We start from the raw sequence: 24,502 nt of genomic DNA, 5'->3' as shown, positions 1-24,502 counted from the left end.
GATTATCAATTATTTAATATAAAATTAAAAGAAGTTTTATCATAGGATTTAACTTCTTTTTTCGTTTCATATCAAAAAGATAGAAAAAGAAATTCGACTTATATTAACCAATTAACGACTATAGAAATGAAAAAAATATTGATCGGTTTTGCTTTGAGCATCGGGACTTTTTCCCTCGCTCAGCAGTATCCAAATAACGGTTGGGAGGATGATGGATATTATCAGAATGACGGAGGTTATTACAGTGATGAAGATGACCAGAACTATTTCCCGGACGACTATTATTACAACTATCCGCAGGATTATTATCCACAGAACTATTATCAAAGTAATTACAATGATTACAGAAACAGCATCGTCAGCATCAACTGGAATGTTTTCTTTACCCAAAACAGATTGAGTCCGTGGCAGATTGATCAGATTATCAGATTAAATAATCTATATGTAAGCTTTTCTTCATGGAACAGGTTCTACAGATACAACCCGGACAGATGGTATTATGACAGATTCTACGCTTTACAGAGAATTATGGGACCAAGGGTTTTTGTAGTTTTCCAAAATAATTATTACAGAGGATACAGCCCGGTGGTTTACTTCCAAAATTACAGAAGAACGCATTATGCAGCTATCTGTAGACCTATACCGAGATACAGAAACATAAACATCAATATCTACAGGGTAGACAGAGCGAGGTTCAGGAGAATGGATAATCCAAGTTTTAAAATTGTGAGATCCGACAGACCAAACAATGGTTTCAGAGGCCCTGTAAGAGATGGAAATAACGGAGGTTTCCGCAACCAGTCAGAGAAAAGAAGTAGCGATAATTCTGGTTTCAGAAGTGATAATAATGCGCCGAGAAATAACGGAGGATTTAGAGGAAATGATAATGCAGGAATTAGAAATAATGAAGGCTTCCGTAATGAAAGAGCTGAAAATAACGGAAACCGTGGCGGTGGATTCAGAGGTGGTGAAATAAGAAGAGAGGAGGCTCCGAGAAGAGAAAATAATAGTGGTTTCAGAAATGAAGGCGGTTCAAGGAGAAGTGAAAATTCAGCTCCAAGACAGCAAAATAATGGAGGAGAAAGAAGAAGTAACGGCGGTTTCAGAACCGGATTTGCAAAGAATTAATTTTCATATATTATATTTAAGTGGTGTGAAGGGCAGGTTTCTATAATCTGCTCTTTTTTTTATTTAAGTAATTAATATATTGATATTTAATTTTAACAAAATTTATGAATTTTATAGTTTAACTTTTATTTTAACTAATAATCAAAAAGATATAAAAGAAATAATTAAAAATTTAGAATATGAAAAAATTAGTATTAGCGATAGCATTTATCGGATTCGGAGGTTTAGCAATGGCTCAAACAACTCCACAGGACAAACAGGCAAAAAGAGCTGAAATGCATCAGAAGTTTCAGCAAAGAGAGCATGAACATCTGGCAAAGATGCAAAAAGATTTAAATTTAAATCAGGCACAGGTTGATAAAATCAAAGCATTGCAAGATAAAAGAAAAGCTGAAATGAAAGCCGATTTTGAGAAGAATAAAGGGGAAAGACAGGCAAGAATGGAGCAGATGAAAGCAAAAAGAGCACAGATGGATGCGGACATGAAACAGATCTTAACACCCCAGCAATACGATAAATGGCAGGCTGACAGAAAAGCTAAAATGGAGCAACGAAGAATGGCGATGAAAGAAAGAGGAGCTAAAATGCATAAGCCAATGAATACAATGGCTCCGGATGCAACAAAGTAGTTTATAATTTTGATTTTTTAATGTGTTAGAGGACGGATTTTTTTCCGTCCTTTTTTTACTAATTTTTATTAAAACTTTTGATTTCGGGGTTTTATTCCCTAATTTTGACAGTAAATTATTATTTATGATTAGCGAGAAAATTGCGAAATTACTTAACGAACAAATAGCCCACGAACAATACGCTGCCCAATATTATCTGTCAATGTCTGCATGGTTTTCAGGAAAAGATCTGGACGGAATTGCCAATTATTTCAGAGTGCAGAGCAAAGAAGAAATGATGCATGCCGACAAAATGTTTGATTATCTTAATGATGTAGGAGGAGAGATCATCATTGGTGAAATACCAAAACCTCCACATGAATTTCTGGGAGCAATTGATATTTTTGAAAAAGCACTGGAACACGAAAGAAAAGTGACAAAAAGTATTTTCAATATTGTGAAGAATGCTAATGATGAAGGAGATTTTGCAACCACTTCTTTTCTGCAATGGTTCATCAACGAGCAGGTAGAGGAAGAAGCCAATGCTTCACAACTGGTTACAAAAATAAAAATGGTAAGTGACAACCCATCGGCTCTTTATCTTTTTGATCAGGAGCTTGCACAAAGGGTCTTTAATCCGGATGCAACGGCTTAATCCGGTTTATATAAAATAGTTTCGGCGGCACCTTTGGTGCCGCCGAAACTTTTCTGTTTATGAAGATTTAGACATCCTTACAGGTAAATAAGCTGTGTCTTCAACACTTTTTTTCCAAGAGTTTCAAGGATATGTTTATAATTTTCGATCTGACGTTCATTTTTAGCAGATTCTTCCCCTGTTTTAAAATCAACAATGATATAACCTTCATTACTCTTTAAAATGCGGTCAGGCCTGTACACTCTGCTTTCGCCTTTTTCGGAAATCATAATGTCTTTTTCATTAATCACTTTCCATTTTTCATCGAAAAATTCGGAGTGGGTATCTATAATTTTTTCAAGTTCAAATTGTATCGTGTGGCTTTCTTCAATAGTAATCTGACCTTCGATAATGTAGCGCTCAAGAACTTTAGTAATGTCTTTTTTAGTGTTGATTTGTGATAAAAGTTCATGTACAAAAAGACCAATCCTCACTTTTTCATTTCGCACCTGGTAATTTTTAGAAGGAGTAGCTACCTTTATTGATGTCGTATTTTCACTGATATTTTTCAAAACACGGATGTCTTTGGTTTTAAAAGATGAGGTCTTTTCTTTTGAATGTTTCTTTAACAGTTCAGGATTTACTTCATAAAGATCAAACTCATCAAGATTTTCTGTGTTTTTTGACTGAAGAAATTCCAGCAGCTCAAGATTGTTGGATGTTTTATTGGCCTTTTGGATGTAAAAAAACAACTGTTCAACAGGTCTTGTAGTAGCTACATATTGTAGACAAAGTCGATCTACGAAATTTTTGTAAGAATTTTGTTTGTTGAATTTCTCAATCTCTTCATCGTAAATTTCCAGGTTCTTGTTGAACTGATTGATATTAACAGACTTCAGAGGAGTGTCCTGCGAGGTTTCAAACCAGTTGGTAAATTCAGCATCGCGGTTTTTATTCATCATCGGAATAAAAATAATCGGAAACTCCAGACCTTTTGCTTTATGGATCGTCATGATCTGTATCGCGTCAATATTTTCAGAAGCCTGAATTGTGTATTTAGAAGCCTCTTCATCCCAATACTTCAAAAATTCTTTTGTGCTGGCGCCTGCATTTTGGGTAAAGTTAAAAAGCATTTCAAGGAAATTCAGCAGGAAATCTGTTTCTTTATTCTCAACTGAAAACTCATTAATATAATATTCAACAAAATTATAGAGATTAAATCTCGGAAAATGATCCTGTTTAAGTTTTATAGAATATTTGTTCTGAATAAATATCAAAACCTCTTCATGTGAATTAATATCAAGAATTTCTTTCATTTCCAACGTGAAATCTGCCATGCGAATTCGTCCTAACTGATTCAGATAATACATCATCATGATCAGATTCGGCTTATTTTTCGGGTTTACTTCCCATTTTAAAAATTCAATGACCGCTTTTAACGTGTTTGAAAGTTCCAGGGTAAGCCCTTTGTCGGAGATTGTTTTGATATTGGTTTCCTCTCCTCTGTAATGCACTTTCAGATTTCCCAATTTCTGGGAATAACTGAAAATATCGAAGTTCCCGCGACAAAGAATTGTAATGTCGGAAAATTTAAAACCATTATCCAGGCTTTCCTGAATATCTTTACGCATTCTCTCAGAAGTATCGTTGTAAAAATCTTCATTCGTCAGGTTTTCAATTAAATTGACTTTCACCCGGCCTTCCATCGAAGATTTTGGGTTTTGTTCCGCATCTGTCCCGAAAATATTTTTGTGTTCTTCTTCAAGTCTTTCAGAATGAAATCTGTACAGATCATTATTAAAATGTACAATATTCCGTGCGCTTCGCCAGTTATCTTTTAATACCAAAAGCTCAGCTTCCTTTGGCGTGATTTCTTTTTTGTTGATAATATCAAGCATCAATTTGCTTTCTCCACCTCGGAAACGGTAAATACTCTGTTTAGGATCGCCCACCAGTGTGAACGAAGTATTTTCCGTCGAAATTGAGTGGTCTCTCAGCGGAAGAAAATTCTGCCATTGCAACTCGGAAGTGTCCTGAAACTCATCAAAGAAATAATGCTGAAACTGTGATCCTACTTTCTCATAAATGAAAGCCGAAGGTTCATTTTTTAAATTTTCGTTGATAAGAATATTGAACTTTGAAAGGAGAACAAGATCATTTTCTTCCTCTATTTTTTTCAGTTCATCCTGAATGTCTTTATTAACTTTTAAGGGGAGAAGTGCCGATAGAATTTTCTCTTTCTTCTGTGTTTCGATATAAAGCAGAATTAGCTGCATCCTGTTCTCCAGCAATTGATCCAGAATTTCCAGAATGTCTGTTTCCTTGTGTTTTGATTTTGCAGAAGATCCTTTTCGGTAATTGTTCACTACCGATTCTTCAGCGGTGGTCGGAAAAGGAAATCCAGATCGTCTTTGCTGATAAAAATCTAAAACTTTGGTGAAAAATCCACCGATTCCGTTTTTGCCCTGTGCAAAATCTTCAACCTCAATATTTCTTGATTTGAATAATTCGATTGATTTTTCGGCGAGCTCAACGGCTTGTTTTTTATGTAATACAATCTCTTTACGAAGTGTATTTTTAATATTTTCATAATTCGTGCTGTCGAAATCTTTATTGTTTTTAAGATGTTCATAATGAATATCTTTTACGAATTCTTTCGCTGAATCATAAAGGTTTTTATTTAAATTAATTCTCTCATTGTTTTCCAGGCTATAGTCGACATAATCCATGAAAGACTCGGAGATTACTTCATTTTCCCCAATCTGGTCGAGCATTTTATCTACTGCTTCTATCAGAAAAGGTTCGGCTTCAATTTCCAGGTTGAAGTTTTTAGCCAGTCCTAATTCATAGGAAAAACTTCTTACCAATCGCGAATTAAAACGGTCGATGGTTCCGATATTTAGAGTAGAATAATTATGGAGAACATAATCCAGGAGCTTTTTTGCACGGATGTGAAGCTCGTCTATTGTTATTTTTAAACCTTCCTGCTCAAATGCTTTCTGAATATTCTTAAGATCACTGTTTTCTGCAAAATCTTCTGAAGAAAAATTTCCCAGCCATGTCAGAATCCTTTCTTTCATTTCATTGGCTGCCTTATTGGTGAAAGTCAATGCCAGAATATTCCTGATCGACTGTTGCTGATTGGGATAGCGGAGACAGATCATCAAAAGCCGCTGCACCAGGGCATATGTTTTCCCTGAGCCTGCTGAAGCGTTGATAACTGTATAAGAATTTTGCATTTTGAGTAGAATTCAACCTGCAAGTTAATTAATTTTTGAATGGAATTTTAACAATTATAGTTCATGATTTAACAATTTAAGAAAGAAAAATCTAAAATAAATCCTAAAACGAGTTAAGTGTGGTTAAACTTTGCATAATATTTAAAAATAATTTTAGTTTTGCTCTAACAAAAAACTTTCCGTGAAAATTAAACTATTCTTTCTTTTATTAACTGTTTTTTTTATCAATGCAAAGGCTCAGGATTACATCTTCGGAAAAGTAACTTCTGAAAATAACGCCGAAATTCCTGACGTTACAGTCATTAATATCAGAACTGATGAAAGAGTTCCTACCAATCGCGATGGTCATTTTATGATTTCAGGAAGAAGCGGCGACGAACTTCGTTTCGTAAAAAACGGGTACGAAAGAGCTAACCGGAAAATTACCATAGAAAATATCAAAGAACCCATCAACGTAACGCTCATAAAAGCTGCCACGCTGATCGCAGAGGTTGAAATAAAAAAAGAAATGACAGGAGATATTAAAATCGACGCTAAGAATCTTAATCCTCCGCGAAAAGTACAAAAGCTGAAAAGCGATCTTGCGGGTTATATATCCAGAAGATCAGACCCTGCAGTTTTGGCACCAAGACCGGGAGAGTTTGTACAGCCTGTCACTAAAGGAGTATTTTCAATCGGGAAAGTTAAAAATAAGTGGGATGATGTTGACCTGCTAAACTATCTTCAAAATTCACTTGGAGATCAATTTTTTGAAGAGCTTAAAATTGATAAACCTCAGATACAACATTTTATTCTTTACATCTTGAGAACAGGTTTTGAAAGAAAAAAGATCCTGAAATACGGATACGTTACGGAAGCAGATATGAACAGATTCAAAAATGCTGTTCTGAGCAGGATTTCGGCTTACAAAACTCCTTAAATTTATCAGTATAATTTAAAAATGATGCGAATAAAACTTTTACTTTTTCTTTTATTTCCGTTTTTGAATGTATTTTCTCAGGAAGTCATGAAAGGAACTATCACTGATGAAGACGGAGTTGTTCTGAAAGGCGTTACAGTAATGAACATTTCTTCGGATAAGAAAAGCTATACTTCTGCAGACGGAACTTTTTCTATTGAAGCAAAGTCGGAAGATGAGATTCGTTTTGTACGCTCAGGCTTTGAAAGGTCTTCAATAAAAGCTAAATATTTAGCGGATAAAAATGTGACCATACAGCTGATAAGAATAGCACAGCCTATTGAGGAAGTAGAAGTTACCAAAATTACGGGTGATATTACAAAAGATTCCCGGGCGGTTGCAAAAGCAGATAAAGGAAAAATTGTAGAAGATGCGGTAGGGCTTCCACAGCCCGTAGGAAAAATGCGGGAAGAACCGGCAAATGTAAAGCAAGTGCTGATTCCTATTCTTCTGGGAAACCTTAATGTTCAGGGATTGTATGATCTTGTCAGCGGAGATGCAAGAAGAATGAAACGCCAGTACAGGTATGACGACCTTCAGGAAGATATTGTGTGGATCAGGGATAGAGTGGAGGACGATTACTTTACGAAAGAGGGAATTCCTGTAGAAAGGATTTCCGAGTTTATTGAGTTTTCATTCTTAAATAATCCGCAATCCAGAACTTTTGTCAGAGCCAAAAATCTGACGGGTACTTTGTCAAGAATGGAAGAAAGTTTTCCGGTTTTCATACAAAGGCTGAAGGATAGCAAATTGGGAAAATAGTTTTCTCAATCACGGCTTATTAAGATGATTTTCCAAAGTAATAAAGTCTTTTTTAGTGATAAACGATATCGTAAATTTCGTCTTTAACCTCTTTTACATTTTCAGGAGTATAATTGGAAAGCAGCCATAAGTCCAATGGTTTTTTATCTTTCCCGTAGCTTGGTTGTACGTACATCTCATCAATCAGGTGAAAGCCGTTTTTCTGATAGAACGAATAACGTCTTGCAGCATTTTCACCAAAATGTTCAGGTTCTATTTCCAGAATAATTCTCGGATAGTTTTCAAAGAGATAGCCTGTGATATGCGATCCCAATTTTTGGCTTCGAAATTCTTCAAAAACTTCAAAGTGTTCTACAAAAGTAAAATTACTGAGTTCCCAAACGATAAGGTAACCGATATTCTGAGATTCATGAAATACAGAAATTATTTTTGCTTTCGGATGAGAAAACAATGTGGTAAGCTTTTCCCAATCTCTTCTTTCGTCTTCGGGGAAAGTCGTGCAGTATGCAGAATAAATTTCCTGAACTCTGTAATCTTCAGAGGATGTGATCTGTAAAAATTCCATAGTTTAAAGATCAAAAACGTTAGGTCTTCTGGTGATGAAAATATCTTTTACCCAAAGCGTGAATGCCAGTCCGAGGTAAATTAAAAAGAAAAAACCAGCCGTAGCAAAAGTAGAGTAGATAAAGAAAACCCTGAGCTTGGATACCGGAATACCCAACTTCGCACCGGTTCTGGTAAGAACACCAAACCATTCTCTTTCCATTTTGTGACGGATGTTATCTAGCATTTTAAGATTCTTTTAAAAGGTTAAATCCAATACCGCAATTTAAGCAATTTTTCTCAACACAGGAATGCCTAAAGTGATAAAGCAAACTCTGGCTTTCCAAGGAAGTCGGGATCTTCGTTTTTAGTTTTTTCCAGCTGTCGATAACAGAATTCTTTTCCGCAGGAAGGCTTTTGTAAAAAACAAGTATTTCATCTGCAATTTCCTCGTTATAGTATTTATGATAAGTATATTTTAAAGGTAAAATGGTATTTAAAATGATAAGTTCGATAAAATCTCTGCTTAGAAATTTTGAATTCTCTACAGTAGAGATTTTTCCAAAATTGAAATGATTGTCCCAATATTCAGAGGCTTTTATATTTTTAAATAAATCGAATAATTCTTCGGACGATTTTACATGAATAATCTTTGAAAACAAATTTTGGTGACGATAATATAAATCGGCAAGCTGAGCCAGCCGAATCGTCGGGAAATTAGGCGGTCGAAGTCTTAAGAATTTCGGATGAAATTTTAAATCCGAGATATTGAATTTTGCTTTTAAAAACTCAAACTCCCTTTTCCAGATTTTCATGGTTTCATCTTTAGGATCTTCCAGCCATCCAGAAACTCCGAATAACAATGCTTCCAACTGTGTTCTGTTTTGGCGGATTTTAAGGATAATAGTAAAATCAATACTTTCTGCCAGATGTTTGAAAATATCAGCATTTACTTTCAGTCCAAAAGAGTAGGCAAGACTGTGAAATAAGACCGCTTCAAAATTATTTTTAAATTGATTGAGACTTTTCTCCAGTTCAAAAGATTTTTCATTAAGTTTTTTAAGAATATTTTCTTCGTGAAAATGTAACGGAATCTTATCAGGATTAAAGATATTCTCGCAGGCAATGAACTGGTTTCCGCTCAACAGTTTTTCGTACTTCCAAAGGATATTCTGATCGATGTAGTTTTTCAGTTCAAGAGTGGGAACATTTTTATTCCTTAGTTCATCTATTTCCATATCGTTGTGGTAAACAACATGCAGGATCATATTCTGATAATTGGGATCGTGAGAATGATTATGAAAAATCCAGTCAGAAGCTTTTACATGCAGCTCTATATGACCGGCTAAAATAATGTTATTGATTTTTATTTTTGCTGTTAAAAAATCCGGACCGGAATTGCTATTCCATTTTCCAAAATCTAAAATTTCAACAGAGTTTCCTTCAATATCTTTGAAATCAAAATGCGTAAAAACCTTATAGTTCCAAAGGTATTGGAATAATTTTTCTGTCATGAGTGTTTTTTTGTGTTGAGCTAATTTAGGGAATTTGTGTTATTTGTAAAACAAAAAAGACTACCCAAAATTTATATATATTTAAGAAAATGAATTTTTGTGAGGGTTTATTCAGAGAATAATAATCTTACGGTATTTATATAACCTTTTTCCGGCTACCACCTCAGCCTCTTTATGATCAAATATGAAAAATTGAAATGCAGAATTCTATCATTGCTTTTTCTTTTTAATACATAAGATACTATTTCCGGAACCGTAGCAATATACACCGATTTTTTGTCCTTTTATTAGCTCTGCAAATTGATTTTTTAAATGGATTTCTTCATCAATTAAATTGACTATTTTTTGAGCTTTATTTCTTACGCAGTTTTCTTCAACCTTCCCACCATTCTGAGAAAGCGGATAAACTTCAGGAAATTCTTTATGATCCGTTTTATCATTTTTGATATCAATAACCAAATAATCGGCATCCAGAAAAGCTGTCTTTTCATTTTTATTTCCATTTTCACAGCCAGATAAAGAATCTATTCCACCATTTTTTAGTTTATAAAATAATTTTTCAGCCTGAGTCTTTGATAATTCCTTTTTAAAAGTAAGGTCTTTGCTTCTCCTACTTTTTAAAGTTTTTTTTATCCATAATTTTGTTTCAAGATATCCAGTGATTTTACCATTATTATTTTGGTTAAGTTGTAAGGTTTGAGGTTTACCGCAAAAAGAAATTTTATATTCAGTGATATTCTGCGAAAATAAATTGATGGATAAATAAAAAAGGGGGAAAAGGATATAATTCTTCATTGTATGTCTTTTTAAATAAACTGGTAAATTGAACTGCCCCAAAAAGCGTCTAACTTTTTTGGGCAGTTCAATAGAGTTGAAATTTTTAAAATTCAATTCGCTCAGCAATTTGAGAAAATATTACTTTTCCCAATGCGAGCGACAATATGATCAAAACTTTTTTGACCATTATTGTTTTGTTAGAATAATGCTTTTAGGAAGTGGTTCAGGAAATGGGCTTGCATTATAATAAGGACAATCGGGTGTTATAATGTCTGTCCAATCGGAAAATGTAAATAGCATTTGGGTTTTTGTCGGATTTGTGAAATTTATCAATATGCTTCCCATCATATTACATATATCAGGGTCAATATATCCTAAAGAATATTTATCATCAACTTTTCTTATTCCTGAACCCGTAATTTTAGCATCATTATCTGAAATAGATGTATTATCAAACAATATTTGTCCATTAGAATCTTCAACTTTAAATTTACCAATTAATAAGTCTTTATAATATTTTAAATTACTATTATATTGATTTGTTATCTTTTTGAATGTAATTAAAATAGTTTTGCTATTCCACGTTCCTTTCCAAGTCCCTACATAATATTGCAACTCATTGTTAGTGTCTTTTAAATAAGCATTTTGAGGTATTTGTGTAAATGTTCTCAATGGATAAATTTGTGCCCTGCAAGATATCGTAAGGGTAAATAATATTATAATTAAAAAGAAGTTTTTCATTGTTTAATATTTTAAAGTTAAGGACAAGGTGTTTTTGTGCCGTTTGTGTTAAGTTTAGAAGCTTTACCCGAACTTTTTTCTACATGGTAAACTTCTAATCCGGTTATATTTACACTTTCTGCTAAAAATTGTGCAAAAGTTTTCTCGACATTGAGTTGAGTTAGTTCATCAGTTCTAACCAACTCTTCATATTTATCTTTGTACCATTTTTTCCAATTATTAACTTGGTTAGGACCGATACTATAATCACCAGTTCCACTATACTGAAGCATATAATTTCCTTCGGATGTAATCACCATACAATAAGCATCTCCTATGCTTCCGTGTTCATCAGCATTTCTTACGCAATTTGTCAAAAAAGTGATAAGATCAGATGGAGAAAATATTTTTATTGGAGTTCCTCCATTACTTTCATTATTGTGAGAATGAATATACCCAAAATATTGATTTCCATCAGGTAATTTCACACTGTGGGTGCCTAATGAGTTTTCCATTGGTTGATACTGTATATCCGTAACAGTAGTATTAACTGGGTAGGCAGATGCAAAGCCCATTTCGTGGTCATAATCAAATACTTCAGGCTTATCTATAGCAGTTACTTTTTGTTTAAATTTTGTATTGTTAAGCATGTTCTCTGTTTTTTCGCAAGGTGTCTGGTTTACCACAATACTATCTGTAGGATTTTCATATCCTCCGCCCAAAGGTGGATAGTCATACCCTACGTTTCCACCACCATCATCCGGATTTTCAAAAGAATCGATGGTAAGGTCGGTACAAATGGTGTAGGATGAAGTCTCCCAGTGTCCGCTTCCGCTAGGATTGTTTTCATTGTCCGGATACCACGTAGAAAATGTTTTCACTACGCACACTATTTTTGATGCCATACTTACAGAAGATGCCGGAAGAGTTTTTTTGGGTCTGTCGGTCATCAGTTGATTAAAAAGGACAACTTTATCATCATCGTCAGAATACCTGAAATATACTTTTCTTCCAAATCGGGGAACTTCCAGAACTTCCACGATTCTGCCATTTCTGCGTACAGGAACTACAAGATAGCTTTCGTCAAACTTATCCATCGTCATTGCATATTCCCATAATGCTGCTCCATGCTCTTTACGGATCTCATTTTCATTTTCTTCGTAGATTTTAATAATATTTTTGATGTAGATTTCATCCTCTTTCCAGAGACTTTTAGAGTGATACTCTTCAGAAGCGGAGGCAGAATAGATCTCATCATGTACACAGGAGTTGAGAAGAAAAAGAAACACTGCCATGAAAGACAGCGATGAAATTTTTTTCGTCATAGTTATTGTAACGTTTTTTTGAGGTTTAAATATATAAATTTTTTATCACTTTGATGTGATACTGCAAATCTAAAATAAAATCCTGAAATTTTTCAAGTAATTTTTGTTTGAGCTCTTTTAAATTGAAACACTCGCCGTTGAGGTAAAAAGACTGGCGGTTGAGTCTTTTTATCTCAAAAACCAGTCTTTTAGAGTGGTTGTCGAGTCTTTTTACCTCGTCGGTGAGTCTTTTTGTGACAACGTTGACAGATTTAGTGTCAAAAACGACTCTTTTATACTCAATGACGAGTATAAAAGAGTCGTTTTACAGATAAGAGGAGATAACTTATTCTTTTTTAGGAACAGCCTTGTTTCCCCTTCTTACAAATCTTTGGCTGAGATCGTCATAAATGGGTTTGGCTGTAGCAATTCCTTTATCGGCAGCTTCTTTGGTGGTTCCGTAATAAAATAAGGCGGAAATTAAAGCTTCGCTTCCCGCAAGCGTTACCGTATCGTCGATGTCTGAAGCCAGTTGCGTGGCTAAATTTCCTAATGGGCTAAGGCCGGTAACCACGGCTTCATCTTTCAGAAATTCTGTTTTGTCCATGTAGGCAGGCGCAAATTCAGGATTGGTTTCAAGGTAGTCTTTTACTTTCTGTACGGTAGCAACGGTTTTGTCGCCCATTTTAAAAAGTTTTTTTCGTTGATCTACCGTTAGCCCCTGTAAATATGGAGCCAATAATGTTTTGCAGTCCTGTAGCTTTTGCGCTACATCATTAAGTACGGTCTGTGGGATTTCTACACTGATTTGATTGTTTGCACTCATCATTTATAATTTTAATTAATAGAAACTAAAATAATAAAAAACTTTTTAATTTGATTTAAATATTTAATAATCAGTGAAATATGAAAATATTTACTTTAAAATATTAAATGCGTTTATGATTTCAATGAAATTTTAGATTTGTATTAAAAAAATTAGCCAAATAAGAATAAGATAAAAAAAGCTGCATCAAAAAATGCAGCCTGTATTTAATTCTGTTAAACGCTTATGCTTTCGTCAGCTCTCTTTTAAAATTTTCGATGGTCGTTCTGTACATTTCCTCATAGATGGGAAGAATGTTTTTCAAATCGAATTTTATGGCCTGCTCTTTTGCGTTTTTTTTCATTTTGGTTAAAAGCTCTTCATTGCTCAGCAGCTTGATCGTGTAGTTGCTCATGGCCTCCACATTACCGATTTCTGCCAAAAATCCGGTTTCGCCCTGGATGTTTACCTCCGGAATTCCGCCCGCATTGGAACTTATGACCGGTGTATTGGCAGCCATCGCTTCTAATGCGGCCAACCCAAAACTTTCCTGTTCCGAGGGTAATAAGAATACGTCAGAAAGCTGAAGAATTCGGTACAGATCGTTTACTTTTCCGAGCAAACGGATCTTTGAAATAAGATCAGGATTTTCTTCTAAAAACTCATTGACCTTTTCCATATCCGGGCCTTCGCCGATGATGATTAATTTAGATTTTACTTTATTCTGAACATTTTTGAAAATCTGAAGTACTTCATTCACTCTTTTTACAGGCCGTAAATTGGAAACGTGAATAAGGATTTTTTCATCCGGGTTGGCAAACTGTGTTCGCTGGCATTCATTTCGTTCCTCAAATTCAGAATTGTCGATAAAGTTGGTAATCACCTGGATTTCCTTTTTGATTTTAAAGAACTGAAGGGTGTCTCTCTTTAAACTCTCGGAAACCGAAGTAATGGCATCGGATTGATTGATGGAAAACTCTACCGCATGTTTATAGCTGGGGTGCTGTCCTACAAGCGTAATATCTGTTCCGTGAAGGGTGGTTACCAATGGGATATCGTTGTCATCCTCTTTCAGCATCTGCTTTGCCGTAAAAGCTGCGTACGCATAAGGGATAGCATAATGGGCATGAAGGAGATCCAGTTTATAAAGATTTACCACACGATAAATCATCGAGCTCAACGCAATATCATAAGGCTGATACTGGAAAAGCGGATACGTCTGAACATTTACCCTGTGAAAGAAAATATTAGGATTCGTAATATCTAGTCTTGCCGGCAGCGCATTGCTGATAAAATGAACTTCGTAGCCTTTATTGGCAAGAGACATTCCCAGTTCGGTTGCTACAATTCCGCTTCCGCCATAGGTCGGATAGCAAAGTATGCCTATTTTCATTTATTTTGTTGGTATTTTTTAATTATTTGTACTGCAGTTCTTATCATAATACTCAATGAGTATTTGGGGATTATTATTTTTAATTACTATTTTTTCTGCCTCAAAATCGCTTACAAGTTCTGGGCATTTATCATTGAAGAATTTCCTGATATGTCTTTTCAGAATCTTATTTTTATTTATTGTCGGAAGATTTGTGTTGAAATAAATTAATTGCGGTTTTTCATCTTTATATTGAAGAAAGTAATTCACTAATGAAGATGGCACTGATGTATAATGATTTCCATGCATAATTCCTCCATCATAAGCGTAAGCGGTGTACATAGACAAGTTTTCATCGGTGTATATTTTGCTCATCCAAGAATACTGTGTTTTAGGTTTTTCCGATAAAAAATAGTAAGTGTATTCCTTTAGTACGGCAGTTACAGGCTGATTGTTTTTAGGATTAATATATTCTACCTTATCTAACAACTTTACGTTGATTTTTTCTTTCTTTTTTGAATCGTTTTCGATAAATAAAAGTTTAGGCTCTTCATTATTTACTATTGCAGCTTTTCCGGATCTTTTTGTTCCGTCCAGATAAAATAAAGTGGCATCATATGTTTGTGCATGAAGATGCAATGAAAAAATGACAATTAAAAAAACAAATAACCGAATCATATTTTAGGTTTAATTAGTAGAAGAATTAAGATCAATCCCCATCCCGGCTTTTAATTTATCATTTACCAAAACAGGCAGCCTTCCCCATATTTTTGTCTGTCCTTTTAAAGCTTTGGCAGTAGCCGTCATAGAATCATCGTTATTCTCATAAGCAACCAACACTGTGGAAACCTTTGAAATATCAATATCTTTCAAAGCATAAGCGCTTCCGAAAACACTAAGAATTACATTCTGATTTTTAGTAAGTTCAGATAAAATCTTTTTTGATGAGTCAGAAATTTTATAGGGCTTGTACGCTGTTGAATTATCTTTATGAAATCCTACAATCACGGTGGAATTGGCAGGGATTGTATTGATTTCACTTGCTTTTTTAATCATGATGTCAGATCCCATTTCATTAACGAAGGTTTGATAGGGAGCTTCTTCTAAAGGAACATAGTAAACCTGTTTGTCACGCAATGGAAGTAAGTTCTTTTCATCTTTTAATAAGGTTAAAGCATTAGCATATAAATGTTGAACCAATGTTTTGTGTGAATCATTATTTAAATCTGAATTGATATTGTCAGGATTTCTGGGAGTGTATTTATCTAAGCCTAAGAAGTATTTTGTCAGGAGAATCTTCTTTACGCTTTCTTCCACTCTTGACTGCGGAATTTCGCCATTTTCAATTGCTTTCTTGATGAGTTTTTTTCCTTCAGCAACCCCTTGTGAAAAAAGCATGATATCGTTTCCTGCTTTAAAAGCCAGAGCGTCCAATTCGCCCGGTTTGTATTTGTTGGCTACTGCACCCATGTTTAGTGCATCAGTGATGATTAATCCCTTATAGCCTAATTGATCTTTCAGCAGACCTGTGATGATGTTTTTGGAAACCGAAGCGGGAATTCCCTTTCCGGACTCCAGACTCGGAACATATAAATGCGCTACCATTACTCCGCCAATACCTTTATTCATTAAAGCTTTAAAAGGTGCGAGCTCAATACTATTCAACCTTTCCAGATTGTGGGAAACTACAGGAAGATCAAGATGCGAATCTGTGCTGGTATCGCCATGTCCCGGAAAATGTTTAATAGCAGCTAAAATATTGTTATCCTGAAGACCATTTGCATAGGCTAAAGCTGAACTGATGACATTATTAACCTCAGATCCGAAACTTCTGTTGCCAATGATTGGATTGTTCGGATTGGTATTGACATCCACAACAGGCGCAAAATCCCAATTGATCCCCATTCTGTGGCAGTCTTCAGCAATTTTGGCAGACATTTGATGAATGAGATTTTTGTCCTGAATGGCTCCCAACGTCATAGCCCACGGAAATTTATGAGATGTAGCAATTCTTTGATATACTCCCCATTCTGCATCCATTCCGATCATCAGAGGGACTTTGGATTTTTGCTGAAATTCGTTGACAAGACTGATCTCTCTTGCTGCATCATCCTGCATAAGAATCAGCCCGCCGATTTTATCATTGACTACAATATTTCTTACGTTACTGATTTCATTTTCACCTTTGTTTGTATATAATGCAACAATAAACAACTGACCCAGTCTTTCTTCCTGTGAAAGGTGTTTATAGGTTTTGTCTACCCAGTGATTTGCTTTTCTGAGATCTTCTTTAGAAAGATTTTGCGGAATATATTGGGCTGTAAGTTTTGAGCTTAAAAATAAGAGAACAAAGAGTGATGTATAAACCAGTTTCTTCATAATTTTTTGAATAATAACAAAAATACAATTAAAAAAATGAGGAAAACAATGTTTTTGAATTTTTTGGTATATGATTTGAATATGAATTATAAATAATAAACAATAACTAAACTTTTATAAAATGAAAAAATTTCTTCCAATTTTACTATTAGCCTTTGTAGGTTTATTTATATTCAGCTGTAAGGATGATGATACGGATTATGATACGTATTCGCAATCAAAAGATGTTGTAGGATCTTTTACTAGTTCAAATAGTTATGCATTCACACAGGGTATCGCTATACAAGGTACTGACGTTGTATTGGTATATAGATATTTGGGTGATTCCTGGCAATTGATTCCAAAAATGATGTATTTACCAGATGCTACAGGAATGCCTACAAACAGAGAATTTCAATATAATTTTGTTTTTGATACAAATAATGTACAAATTAGTATAGATGATCAAAATTTTAATCTCTCTACAGGACTTACTTCAGCTGAAGCAACTCAATATTTAAATAATCAAAGATTTAGAATTGTACTAGTTCCTGCAAGTGCCGGAAAAACTGTAAATTCTGTAGATACCAGTGATTATAATGCAGTGATTAAATACTATAATATTGATGAGTCTAGAATAAAGACTTATAAAGTTAATTAAGAATATATCTTTTCAGTTTTTTATAATTACAAAAAAAGCTCCGGAATTTATTTCGGAGCTTTTGATTTATTTGTCGTTGTCATCAAGGAGATGACCAAAATAGTCTTTCTTTGTCTGCAGATATCCTCTGCTTATTTCATTCGCCGGAATTTGTAAAGGAACTCTTGAATTCAGATGAATATTGCTTTCCTGTACATATTTTACCTTTTCAGGATTATTGGTAAGAAGATTAATGTCTTTTATACCCAACAGATTTAGAATTTCAATGGCCTCCCCAAAGTTTCTGTCATCGGCGGGAAGTCCAAGTTTTAAATTGGCTTCTACCGTATCAAATCCTTTTTCCTGTAAAGAATATGCTTTTAATTTATTGATGATTCCGATATTTCTTCCTTCCTGTCGAAGATAGATAATAACTCCTCCATTTTCATGGATATATTTCATGGCAGCATCGAGTTGCTGGCCGCATTCACATTTTTTTGAATGGAAAACTTCTCCGGTAATACACTCTGAATGGAAACGCACATTCACAGGTTTTGAAAAATCTGTTTTTTCTGCGACAATTGCCATATGAGGCATCCAGTCATTTTCGTTTTCGGATAAAGCAATCATTCGGAAAGTGCCATATTCCGTAGGAACATTGGACTCTGCCTGAATTTTAATCATTGAACCCCTTAATTAATTTTAATTTCCCTTTATATAATCTTCGATAGCAGAAACATTAGTTTTTAGCCTTACAAGATAGCGATTAAGAATTTCATCGTCATCATTGGTGAGGTTTGGTCTCAGTTTCTGAACTTTTTTATAAGATTTTTCAAAGTCTTTTATAGCTTTATTTTTTCCATTCACATTACCAGCATCTATTGCATAAAGATAGTTCTGTAAACTATACTTTAACTTTGTAATTTCATTGTTTAAAGCCGTATTTTTGAATTGGGGAAAAGTGGCGATCAGATTAGAAATTTCAGAAGCATTAACGTTACCTTTTATTTTAATATCAATACTTTTTCCTTTTTCAGAATCGGATGTTTTGGTTTCGCTATAAAAACTTGTAGACAACGGAGAAAAATTTGGTTTTTCCGTTGCGCAAGATGCTATTGTTAATAATACTCCAAAAAAAAGAAATCGTTTCATTTTTGCTGCCCCTTTTGATATAGGACTGGGTTAAGACTTTCGTCATTGTACATTTTCATTTGTTTGTACACTTTCATCTTAACATCACCGTTCTCAATATCAGCAAGCAACTGATTAATAGAAGTAGAAAGATCTTCATGCTGAGTAAGAAGTACATCAAGTTTGGCCTTACAATTGGCTCTGTGCTCTTCTGAAGCAGAATCTCTGTTTGCTTCTAACGACATATGATAAACCTTGAGTGCCAGAATTGATAACCGGTCTACCGCCCATGCGATAGTCTCAGTATTGATTTTTGCCTCAGGTTTAGGAGTTACACTTTCAAATTTTTTAAGAAACCAGCCGTCTATAAATTCTACCAGATCAGTTCTTTTCTGATTGGAAGCATCTATGACTCTTTTTATTTTAAGAGCTTCAGCCGGATCAATATTTTCATCTCTAATTATATCTTCCAAATGCCATTGAACGGTATCAATCCAGTTCTTTGCATACAAAATTCGTTCCAAAGTGTCTTTTTCGAACGGGTTATTAATTAGAGTGTTAACGTCATCAGACATGTGATAATCTTCAATAGATTGATTGAAGATTTTCCATGCAGTCTCTGTAAAATTCATTGATTTTTGAGAATTTTTAGTTGCTAGAAGAATTATTGTTGTTGGTCTTATTTTCAGAGCCAGGCTTATCCTCTTCCTTTACAGCATCCTTAAATTCTTTAATACCGGAACCAACTCCTCTCATTAGTTCAGGGATTTTTTTTCCTCCAAAAAGCAACAGAAGGATGATCGCTACGATCAGGATGTGTTGCCAAGATAATGACAATATTGTTAATGTATTCATTGCTAAATTTTTTACAAAGTTAATCTTTTTTAATAAGAAACCCAACCTAAAGGATCAACGGGTGTACTTCCGTTCCATACCTGGAAATCAAGGGTATAGGTTCCGTCGAAATCCTGACCGATTACTCCTACCGGGGTTCCTGCTGATACCTGCTGCCCTTTTGAAACACTTACGCTTCCTAAATTAGAGTAAATGGTGAAATAATTACCATGTTTAAGGATAACTGTTTTGGTTCCGTCACTATTTGCCAATACAGATGAAACAGTTCCCGGGAATACAGATCTTGCACGTGTCCCGGATGGTACGGCGATCTTGATGCCGTTATTCTCCTCTTCGATATTCTTAAATACAGGGTGAGGATGCCTTCCGAAACGATGGGTGATCTGACCAATTTTATCGGCAGGATATCCAAGTCTTCCTTTATTATCCGCAAAATTACTTCCTGCAACAGTTGTAACGCCATAGCTGGTCATTGCTTTTGTTTCTGCAGCTTTTTTGTCGTCTTCTTTCTTTTTGGCGAGTGCAGCTTCGGCGGCTCTTGCGGCTGCCAGCTTTTCAGATGCTTCTTTAGCTTTTGCAGTAGCTTCATCAGAAGCTTTTTTTGCGGCTAATTTTCTGGCCTCATCTCTGGCTGTTGCCTCTGATCTTTTAGCCTCTTCATTACGCTTTCTTTCTTCCTCAGCACGTTTGGCTGCCAGTTCGGATGCTTTTCTTGACTCGGCTTCGGCAGCAAGTCTTTCTTTTTCCAAGGCTTCTGCTTTTACCTTATTTTCAGCTTCAATTCTGGCTTTCTCCCGCTCAGCAGCAATTTTAGCAAGACGTATTTTTTCAGCTTCAGCTTTTTTTCTTGCTTCTTCTTCAGCTTTTGCAATCCTGATTTCTTCCGCAATAATTGATCTGATCTGCCCTTCCAGTGCTTTAGACTGTGTTTGCTTTTGTCTCAGCTCTGTTGTTAGTTTAGATTCGTTTTTCTTAAAATCTGCAACAAGTTTTTCCTTCTGAGCTTTTTCAGCATTGATTGTTGTTAAATCTTTCTGCTGGTTGATAAGCAAATTGGCTTTTTCTTTTACGGAATTTTGCTTCTGTATGATAGACTGCTTTATTTTTGCTGCGGCAGTGGTGATTTCTGCAGCTTTCTTATCCTGATAATCAGAGTATTGTTTTAAATATTGTACTCTTCTTATAGCCTCACCCATATTTTTGGCTGAAAGAATAAAAGTTACCTTATTCTGTACACCTTTGTTTTTGTAGGCATTGACAAGAACTTTAGCATAATTTTCCCTGAGGACTTTCAGCTCTCTGTTCTGGCGGTTGATATCAAGCTGACGAAGATAGATTTCGTCTTCAATGAATCTTTTTTCTTTTTGAGTATTGTTGTAAACCTTCTCTCTTAGTACCAGTTTCTTGTTTACATTATCAAGATAGGCTATGGAAAGTTTAGATTCATTTCTGGTTTTTGCTAAATCTGTATTTATCTGTGCAATTTGTTTTTTAAGTTCAGCATTTTGCTTTTGCAATTGTTCTTTTTTGCTGTTTTGGCCCTGATGGAGACCAAATAATAAAATACCTATTAAAAAGCTAAATTTCTTAATCATTTAATCTCAATTTTCTTATAACTGGACGGCACCGAGTAGGGTGTGTCGATCCTCGAAAAATCAAATTTCGTATTTTCCAGTAAAATCTGGCTGTTTTTTGAGCCTTTTATAATTATTTTAACATTTCTGGGCAAACGGATTCCGTTGATTTCTTCCCAATTACTGTATGATACATCAAGCTCGTCAGGAGACAGTACATCTTTCAGATTTACATTTAATAAATCATAGTTGGTATCGTAATTCAGCACAATATTGTACTCTCTTGTTTTTTCATCCGTTACAATTTTCTGGGTAACATTGGATGCCATTTTAAAGCCTTGAGAATTTTGAGTCAATGTAAACTGCGAATCATTGATTCTGACAAATGTTCGTCCCAAAAGGATTTTTTCAAGAGACTTATAATCAATGAAATTAACATTCAATAAATTATTAAGGTAATCAAAATCTGAATCGATGTATGTTTTGCTTGTTTTATCCTGTCCTTTTATTCCTTCGGGAGTAGCAATTCCACGGGCAACAGTGATGATGAATGCTGTAAGGTTCATCCAGACTTTTTTGTCTTTTTCGATATAAATTGTGGCATCGAGAGTAGGTACAAAGCTGCCAGTTTCAACATTGACTTTACTGTTTATTTTGATCTGCTCAAACTGAGGCATCGGGATCACATGTTCAAAAAACGGAAGTTTATTAATGACAGGCTGGTTGATGTCTTTCGGATTTCGATCATCTTCCAGTACAAATGTGCTGTCAATATTTATATTTTTATTGGCTTTTTTAGCTGAATTTCTCGTTTTACAGGAAGTTACAGCAAAAAGCAATAATAGTACTATGATCCAGTTTTTCATGTATTTACCTTTTCAATTTTAAAAATTACGTTGCAATATTAACGCCAAACCACACAAAACATTTTGTGTGGTCTGAAGATAATTATTTACGATAATATTTCGCTTATTTATTTCGACAAGAAATCAAGAACTGAATAGTCACCCAAAGAAATTTCCCTTGCCACACCGAAATATTGTGCAGAATTTCCGATCATGGAATTAGAAAGATTTCCGTGATTGATTCTTGTGTTTTCCTGAATCAGTGAGTTTTCAATGTTTGAGTTAACGATAATTGTATTGTTACCCAGCGATACTCCCGGGCCTACTTTAGAATTGGAAATTTTCACATTTTCCCCGATAAAGCAAGGTGGAATGATCAATGAATTTTCAATTTGAGCAGAAGCAGGATATTGAGACATTGTCTCTTTTTCGTATGCGAGAATTTTGCTGTTGGTTTCTACGGTGGCATTTTTGTTTCCACAGTCCATCCAGTCGTTTACTTTCCCTAATGTGAATTTTGCACCTTTAGCACGGAGGTTTTCTAAAGCTGTTGTCAGCTGGTATTCTCCACCGTTTTTAATGTCATTCTCCATCAGGTAATTGATCTCGTTCATCAGCTTTTCTGCGCTGTTGAAATAATAAATTCCAATGATAGCAAGATCTGAAACGAAAGTCTGAGGTTTTTCAACAAAATCTGTAATGAAACCATAATTGTCGAGTTTTACAACCCCGAAAGCGGAAGGATCTTCCACGCTTTTCACCCAGATTACCCCGTCGGAATTTTTATCTAAAATAAAATCTGCCCGGAATAACGTATCTGCAAAAGCGATTACTACATTTCCAGTCATGGATTGTTCTGCGCATTTAATGGCGTGTGCTGTACCAAGAGGGTCATTCTGATAATAGATGCTGCCTTTTGCCCCCAGCTTTTCAGCAATATGAATCAGGGATTTTTCAATTTCGTGACCGAAATCTCCGATAATGAAAGCGACCTCTTCAATTTCTTCTCCTGCGACTTTGGCAATGTCTTCTACCAGTCTCTGTACGATTGGTTTTCCGGCGATAGGGATCAGAGGTTTTGGAACGGTAAGAGTATGTGGACGTAATCTGGAACCACGTCCAGCCATAGGAACGATAATTTTCATAAATTATTTAGTAAGTTTTAATTTGTATAAAGATAATAATAAAACCGTTGCTGAAGTATATGACTTCTTTTAAGTATTATTTAAATAATGAAACCCATAGCAACAAATAAAAGACCAAAGTTATTTTTTAATTCTCGAGAGTAGCATTTCTTTTTCAGAATAGATCAGCATACCTGCATAGACTGCGAAAAGTAAATTGCCGACCCAGAGATTGTAATCAAAAAATTCTACAATCACATAGCTGAAAATAATTAACAGTCCTAAAAATAGTATCATTTTACTTATACGGTAAGGGATAGGATAGTATTTCTGACCTAATAAATAAGATGTCACCATCATTACAAAATATGCTATAAAGGTAACCCAAGCCGAAACCATGAAGCCAAATTTCTTTAAGAATACTAAGTTTAATATAATAGTTAAACCCGCTCCCAACCATGAAATAATAGTTCCGATTTTAGTCCTGTCCGTTACCTTGTACCAGGTTGAAAAATTATAATAAATTCCAAAACAAAGATTCGCAATTACGATAATCGGAATAATGTCAATTGCAGTCCAATAAGAGCTATTTGGGATTAAAATCTGTTTTAACCATGAAATATTGGCGATAATTCCCATGGCAACGGTTGAGGCAAAAAATGTAAAATATTCTGTTACTTTAGCATAAGTATTCTTTGCATTTTCGTTATTCATCTGTTTAAAGAAGAAAGGTTCTATTCCCATTCTGTATGCTGTTACGAATAATGTCATTAAAACTGCTAATTTGTAACATCCGCCATATGCTCCGGCATCCTCTTCCGGAATGAACCATATTTGAATGGCTTTGTCGAAATTTTCATTAAACATAAAAGCAAGACCGGCGATCATAATTGGCCATGAATACTTTATCATTTTTTTGAAAAGATCAACAGAGAATTCAATCCGAATTTTGAAAACTACGGGAAGAAGTAAAACGAATCCCATAAAACTAGCTGCCAGATTACTGTAAAACGGAAAAGAAACTTTTTCTTTTAAACCAAAGTCATGAGATATTTTTAAAGGGATATACAGAAATAAAGCAAGAGTTAAAACAGTCTGAAACAAAGATTGCAAAACTCTTACCATAGAATATTTTATTGGTTTGTTATTGTAACGGAGCCAGGCAAAAGGAATAACACAAAGATTATCAAAAAAAGCGATCCATGCGAACCAGCGGATGTATTCCGGGTTTGAGGAATACTTTAAAGTGTCTGCAATAGGTTGTGTGAAAATAAGACATCCCAGTAGAAAAAGTGTGGATAACCCGAACAGAAACCAAAAAGAAGTGTTGAATGTTTTCTTTTGATTGTCTTTTTCGGATGAAAAACGAAAGAAAGCAGTTTCAAATCCAAAAGAAAGAAGAATGTTAACAAAGGAAATTAATGCATAAAGATTTGAAAATATGGCGAAATCCTTTTTGTCAATCTGATCAATATATAACGGATTTAAAATAAATAGAATGACTCTCGGCATAATCGCCCCGATTCCATATATAATTGTTTCGTTAAGAAGCTTCTTCAAAATCTGAAATTTTTATGCAAATGTAAATATTTAGAAATTGATTTGTTGTTG

At 34.8% G+C, this 24,502-nt stretch carries 25 protein-coding genes; 6 read left to right on the top strand and 19 right to left on the bottom strand.

What is annotated here, in order from left to right:
- Nucleotides 1–126: 126 nt before the first annotated feature.
- The 3 genes from BLR30_RS05950 (at nt 127) to BLR30_RS05940 (ending at nt 2,391) form a co-directional block, all read left to right on the top strand.
- Nucleotides 127–1,128 (top strand): hypothetical protein, encoded by a 1,002-nt coding sequence (locus BLR30_RS05950; protein WP_089856135.1) that lies wholly within the window; start codon nt 127–129, stop codon nt 1,126–1,128.
- Between the two features lie 179 nt (nt 1,129–1,307).
- Nucleotides 1,308–1,757, top strand: coding sequence for a Spy/CpxP family protein refolding chaperone (locus tag BLR30_RS05945; RefSeq protein ID WP_089856133.1), 450 nt, complete (start codon nt 1,308–1,310; stop codon nt 1,755–1,757).
- Nucleotides 1,758–1,881: 124 nt separating this feature from the next.
- Nucleotides 1,882–2,391, top strand: a complete 510-nt coding sequence (locus BLR30_RS05940; protein ID WP_089856520.1) for a ferritin — start codon at nt 1,882–1,884, stop codon at nt 2,389–2,391.
- Between the two features lie 77 nt (nt 2,392–2,468).
- Here BLR30_RS05940 and BLR30_RS05935 read toward each other — a convergent pair whose 3' ends face one another.
- On the bottom strand, nt 2,469–5,609 hold the full coding sequence (locus BLR30_RS05935; RefSeq protein ID WP_089856131.1) for a UvrD-helicase domain-containing protein: 3,141 nt from the start codon (nt 5,607–5,609) through the stop codon (nt 2,469–2,471).
- Between the two features lie 181 nt (nt 5,610–5,790).
- Between BLR30_RS05935 and BLR30_RS05930 the strand changes: the two genes are divergently transcribed.
- Both BLR30_RS05930 and BLR30_RS05925 read left to right on the top strand, forming a co-directional pair.
- A complete protein-coding gene (locus BLR30_RS05930) occupies nt 5,791–6,528 on the top strand; it encodes a carboxypeptidase-like regulatory domain-containing protein (protein ID WP_089856129.1) in 738 nt (245 codons plus the stop codon).
- Nucleotides 6,529–6,549: 21 nt separating this feature from the next.
- Nucleotides 6,550–7,329 carry a carboxypeptidase-like regulatory domain-containing protein gene (locus BLR30_RS05925; protein ID WP_228400725.1) on the top strand — a complete coding sequence of 260 codons (780 nt, stop codon included), beginning with the start codon at nt 6,550–6,552 and terminating at the stop codon, nt 7,327–7,329.
- Nucleotides 7,330–7,381: 52 nt separating this feature from the next.
- Here BLR30_RS05925 and BLR30_RS05920 read toward each other — a convergent pair whose 3' ends face one another.
- The 10 genes from BLR30_RS05920 to BLR30_RS05875 all read right to left on the bottom strand — a co-directional run bounded on the left by BLR30_RS05920 (nt 7,382) and on the right by BLR30_RS05875 (nt 16,743).
- Nucleotides 7,382–7,894: a GNAT family protein gene (locus BLR30_RS05920; RefSeq protein ID WP_089856125.1), complete on the bottom strand. Its 513-nt coding sequence runs from the start codon at nt 7,892–7,894 to the stop codon at nt 7,382–7,384.
- 3 nt (nt 7,895–7,897) lie between these two features.
- Nucleotides 7,898–8,119 carry a PspC family transcriptional regulator gene (locus BLR30_RS05915; protein WP_029297636.1) on the bottom strand — a complete coding sequence of 74 codons (222 nt, stop codon included), beginning with the start codon at nt 8,117–8,119 and terminating at the stop codon, nt 7,898–7,900.
- Nucleotide 8,120: 1 nt separating this feature from the next.
- Nucleotides 8,121–9,386 carry a DUF2851 family protein gene (locus BLR30_RS05910; RefSeq protein ID WP_089856123.1) on the bottom strand — a complete coding sequence of 422 codons (1,266 nt, stop codon included), beginning with the start codon at nt 9,384–9,386 and terminating at the stop codon, nt 8,121–8,123.
- A gap of 210 nt (nt 9,387–9,596) precedes the next feature.
- Nucleotides 9,597–10,277, bottom strand: coding sequence for a hypothetical protein (locus BLR30_RS05905; protein ID WP_139164594.1), 681 nt, complete (start codon nt 10,275–10,277; stop codon nt 9,597–9,599).
- 72 nt (nt 10,278–10,349) lie between these two features.
- Complete coding sequence (locus BLR30_RS05900) at nt 10,350–10,904, bottom strand: DUF6705 family protein (protein ID WP_089856120.1); 555 nt, start codon at nt 10,902–10,904, stop codon at nt 10,350–10,352.
- 17 nt (nt 10,905–10,921) lie between these two features.
- Nucleotides 10,922–12,208, bottom strand: coding sequence for a hypothetical protein (locus tag BLR30_RS05895; protein ID WP_089856118.1), 1,287 nt, complete (start codon nt 12,206–12,208; stop codon nt 10,922–10,924).
- Between the two features lie 325 nt (nt 12,209–12,533).
- Complete coding sequence (locus tag BLR30_RS05890) at nt 12,534–13,013, bottom strand: hypothetical protein (RefSeq protein WP_139164593.1); 480 nt, start codon at nt 13,011–13,013, stop codon at nt 12,534–12,536.
- Nucleotides 13,014–13,236: 223 nt separating this feature from the next.
- Nucleotides 13,237–14,385: an N-acetyl-alpha-D-glucosaminyl L-malate synthase BshA gene (bshA, locus tag BLR30_RS05885; RefSeq protein ID WP_089856114.1), complete on the bottom strand. Its 1,149-nt coding sequence runs from the start codon at nt 14,383–14,385 to the stop codon at nt 13,237–13,239.
- An 18-nt stretch (nt 14,386–14,403) separates the two neighbouring features.
- Nucleotides 14,404–15,042, bottom strand: coding sequence for a hypothetical protein (locus BLR30_RS05880; RefSeq protein ID WP_139164592.1), 639 nt, complete (start codon nt 15,040–15,042; stop codon nt 14,404–14,406).
- 9 nt (nt 15,043–15,051) lie between these two features.
- Nucleotides 15,052–16,743 carry a glycoside hydrolase family 3 protein gene (locus BLR30_RS05875; RefSeq protein WP_089856110.1) on the bottom strand — a complete coding sequence of 564 codons (1,692 nt, stop codon included), beginning with the start codon at nt 16,741–16,743 and terminating at the stop codon, nt 15,052–15,054.
- Between the two features lie 121 nt (nt 16,744–16,864).
- Between BLR30_RS05875 and BLR30_RS05870 the strand changes: the two genes are divergently transcribed.
- The gene (locus BLR30_RS05870) at nt 16,865–17,383 is read left to right on the top strand and encodes a hypothetical protein (protein WP_089856108.1); all 519 of its coding nucleotides are present in this window, start codon (nt 16,865–16,867) and stop codon (nt 17,381–17,383) included.
- A 66-nt stretch (nt 17,384–17,449) separates the two neighbouring features.
- Here BLR30_RS05870 and ribA read toward each other — a convergent pair whose 3' ends face one another.
- From ribA to BLR30_RS05830, 8 genes are all read right to left on the bottom strand, one after another.
- Complete coding sequence (gene ribA, locus BLR30_RS05865; RefSeq protein WP_089856106.1) at nt 17,450–18,046, bottom strand: GTP cyclohydrolase II; 597 nt, start codon at nt 18,044–18,046, stop codon at nt 17,450–17,452.
- Between the two features lie 18 nt (nt 18,047–18,064).
- Entirely contained in the window at nt 18,065–18,514 is a 450-nt protein-coding gene (locus tag BLR30_RS05860) for a hypothetical protein (protein WP_089856104.1), read from the bottom strand.
- On the bottom strand, nt 18,511–19,125 hold the full coding sequence (locus BLR30_RS05855; RefSeq protein WP_089856102.1) for a DUF4254 domain-containing protein: 615 nt from the start codon (nt 19,123–19,125) through the stop codon (nt 18,511–18,513). The genes BLR30_RS05860 and BLR30_RS05855 overlap by 4 nt, the downstream gene beginning before the upstream one ends.
- A 16-nt stretch (nt 19,126–19,141) precedes the next feature.
- A complete protein-coding gene (locus tag BLR30_RS05850) occupies nt 19,142–19,348 on the bottom strand; it encodes a twin-arginine translocase TatA/TatE family subunit (RefSeq protein WP_089856100.1) in 207 nt (68 codons plus the stop codon).
- A gap of 29 nt (nt 19,349–19,377) precedes the next feature.
- Nucleotides 19,378–20,943, bottom strand: coding sequence for a murein hydrolase activator EnvC family protein (locus BLR30_RS05845; protein WP_089856098.1), 1,566 nt, complete (start codon nt 20,941–20,943; stop codon nt 19,378–19,380).
- Nucleotides 20,940–21,788 carry a lipoprotein insertase outer membrane protein LolB1 gene (locus BLR30_RS05840; protein WP_089856096.1) on the bottom strand — a complete coding sequence of 283 codons (849 nt, stop codon included), beginning with the start codon at nt 21,786–21,788 and terminating at the stop codon, nt 20,940–20,942. The genes BLR30_RS05845 and BLR30_RS05840 overlap by 4 nt, the downstream gene beginning before the upstream one ends.
- Before the next feature lie 107 nt (nt 21,789–21,895).
- Nucleotides 21,896–22,912: a sugar phosphate nucleotidyltransferase gene (locus BLR30_RS05835; protein WP_089856094.1), complete on the bottom strand. Its 1,017-nt coding sequence runs from the start codon at nt 22,910–22,912 to the stop codon at nt 21,896–21,898.
- A 120-nt stretch (nt 22,913–23,032) separates the two neighbouring features.
- A complete protein-coding gene (locus BLR30_RS05830) occupies nt 23,033–24,451 on the bottom strand; it encodes an oligosaccharide flippase family protein (protein ID WP_089856092.1) in 1,419 nt (472 codons plus the stop codon).
- Nucleotides 24,452–24,502: the final 51 nt, after the last annotated feature.

The organism is Chryseobacterium taeanense, from assembly GCF_900099685.1.
Classification (GTDB): domain Bacteria; phylum Bacteroidota; class Bacteroidia; order Flavobacteriales; family Weeksellaceae; genus Chryseobacterium; species Chryseobacterium taeanense.
Note: the sequence above shows the minus strand (reverse complement) of the source record. Positions and strands in the feature narration are given on the sequence as shown.

What these genes read in the sequence shown, in the direction of transcription:
- BLR30_RS05855 (WP_089856102.1), bottom strand. Translation starts at nt 19,125, where the DNA reads ATGAATTTTACAGAGACTGCATGGAAAATCTTCAATCAATCTATTGAA.
- BLR30_RS05875 (WP_089856110.1), bottom strand. Translation starts at nt 16,743, where the DNA reads ATGAAGAAACTGGTTTATACATCACTCTTTGTTCTCTTATTTTTAAGC.
- BLR30_RS05915 (WP_029297636.1), bottom strand. Translation starts at nt 8,119, where the DNA reads ATGCTAGATAACATCCGTCACAAAATGGAAAGAGAATGGTTTGGTGTT.
- BLR30_RS05925 (WP_228400725.1), top strand. Translation starts at nt 6,550, where the DNA reads ATGATGCGAATAAAACTTTTACTTTTTCTTTTATTTCCGTTTTTGAAT.
- BLR30_RS05900 (WP_089856120.1), bottom strand. Translation starts at nt 10,904, where the DNA reads ATGAAAAACTTCTTTTTAATTATAATATTATTTACCCTTACGATATCT.
- BLR30_RS05840 (WP_089856096.1), bottom strand. Translation starts at nt 21,788, where the DNA reads ATGAAAAACTGGATCATAGTACTATTATTGCTTTTTGCTGTAACTTCC.
- BLR30_RS05935 (WP_089856131.1), bottom strand. Translation starts at nt 5,609, where the DNA reads ATGCAAAATTCTTATACAGTTATCAACGCTTCAGCAGGCTCAGGGAAA.
- bshA (WP_089856114.1), bottom strand. Translation starts at nt 14,385, where the DNA reads ATGAAAATAGGCATACTTTGCTATCCGACCTATGGCGGAAGCGGAATT.
- BLR30_RS05920 (WP_089856125.1), bottom strand. Translation starts at nt 7,894, where the DNA reads ATGGAATTTTTACAGATCACATCCTCTGAAGATTACAGAGTTCAGGAA.
- BLR30_RS05860 (WP_089856104.1), bottom strand. Translation starts at nt 18,514, where the DNA reads ATGAAACGATTTCTTTTTTTTGGAGTATTATTAACAATAGCATCTTGC.
- BLR30_RS05845 (WP_089856098.1), bottom strand. Translation starts at nt 20,943, where the DNA reads ATGATTAAGAAATTTAGCTTTTTAATAGGTATTTTATTATTTGGTCTC.
- BLR30_RS05895 (WP_089856118.1), bottom strand. Translation starts at nt 12,208, where the DNA reads ATGACGAAAAAAATTTCATCGCTGTCTTTCATGGCAGTGTTTCTTTTT.
- BLR30_RS05940 (WP_089856520.1), top strand. Translation starts at nt 1,882, where the DNA reads ATGATTAGCGAGAAAATTGCGAAATTACTTAACGAACAAATAGCCCAC.
- BLR30_RS05880 (WP_139164592.1), bottom strand. Translation starts at nt 15,042, where the DNA reads ATGATTCGGTTATTTGTTTTTTTAATTGTCATTTTTTCATTGCATCTT.
- BLR30_RS05850 (WP_089856100.1), bottom strand. Translation starts at nt 19,348, where the DNA reads ATGAATACATTAACAATATTGTCATTATCTTGGCAACACATCCTGATC.
- BLR30_RS05910 (WP_089856123.1), bottom strand. Translation starts at nt 9,386, where the DNA reads ATGACAGAAAAATTATTCCAATACCTTTGGAACTATAAGGTTTTTACG.
- BLR30_RS05945 (WP_089856133.1), top strand. Translation starts at nt 1,308, where the DNA reads ATGAAAAAATTAGTATTAGCGATAGCATTTATCGGATTCGGAGGTTTA.
- BLR30_RS05835 (WP_089856094.1), bottom strand. Translation starts at nt 22,912, where the DNA reads ATGAAAATTATCGTTCCTATGGCTGGACGTGGTTCCAGATTACGTCCA.
- BLR30_RS05950 (WP_089856135.1), top strand. Translation starts at nt 127, where the DNA reads ATGAAAAAAATATTGATCGGTTTTGCTTTGAGCATCGGGACTTTTTCC.
- BLR30_RS05870 (WP_089856108.1), top strand. Translation starts at nt 16,865, where the DNA reads ATGAAAAAATTTCTTCCAATTTTACTATTAGCCTTTGTAGGTTTATTT.
- ribA (WP_089856106.1), bottom strand. Translation starts at nt 18,046, where the DNA reads ATGATTAAAATTCAGGCAGAGTCCAATGTTCCTACGGAATATGGCACT.
- BLR30_RS05890 (WP_139164593.1), bottom strand. Translation starts at nt 13,013, where the DNA reads ATGAGTGCAAACAATCAAATCAGTGTAGAAATCCCACAGACCGTACTT.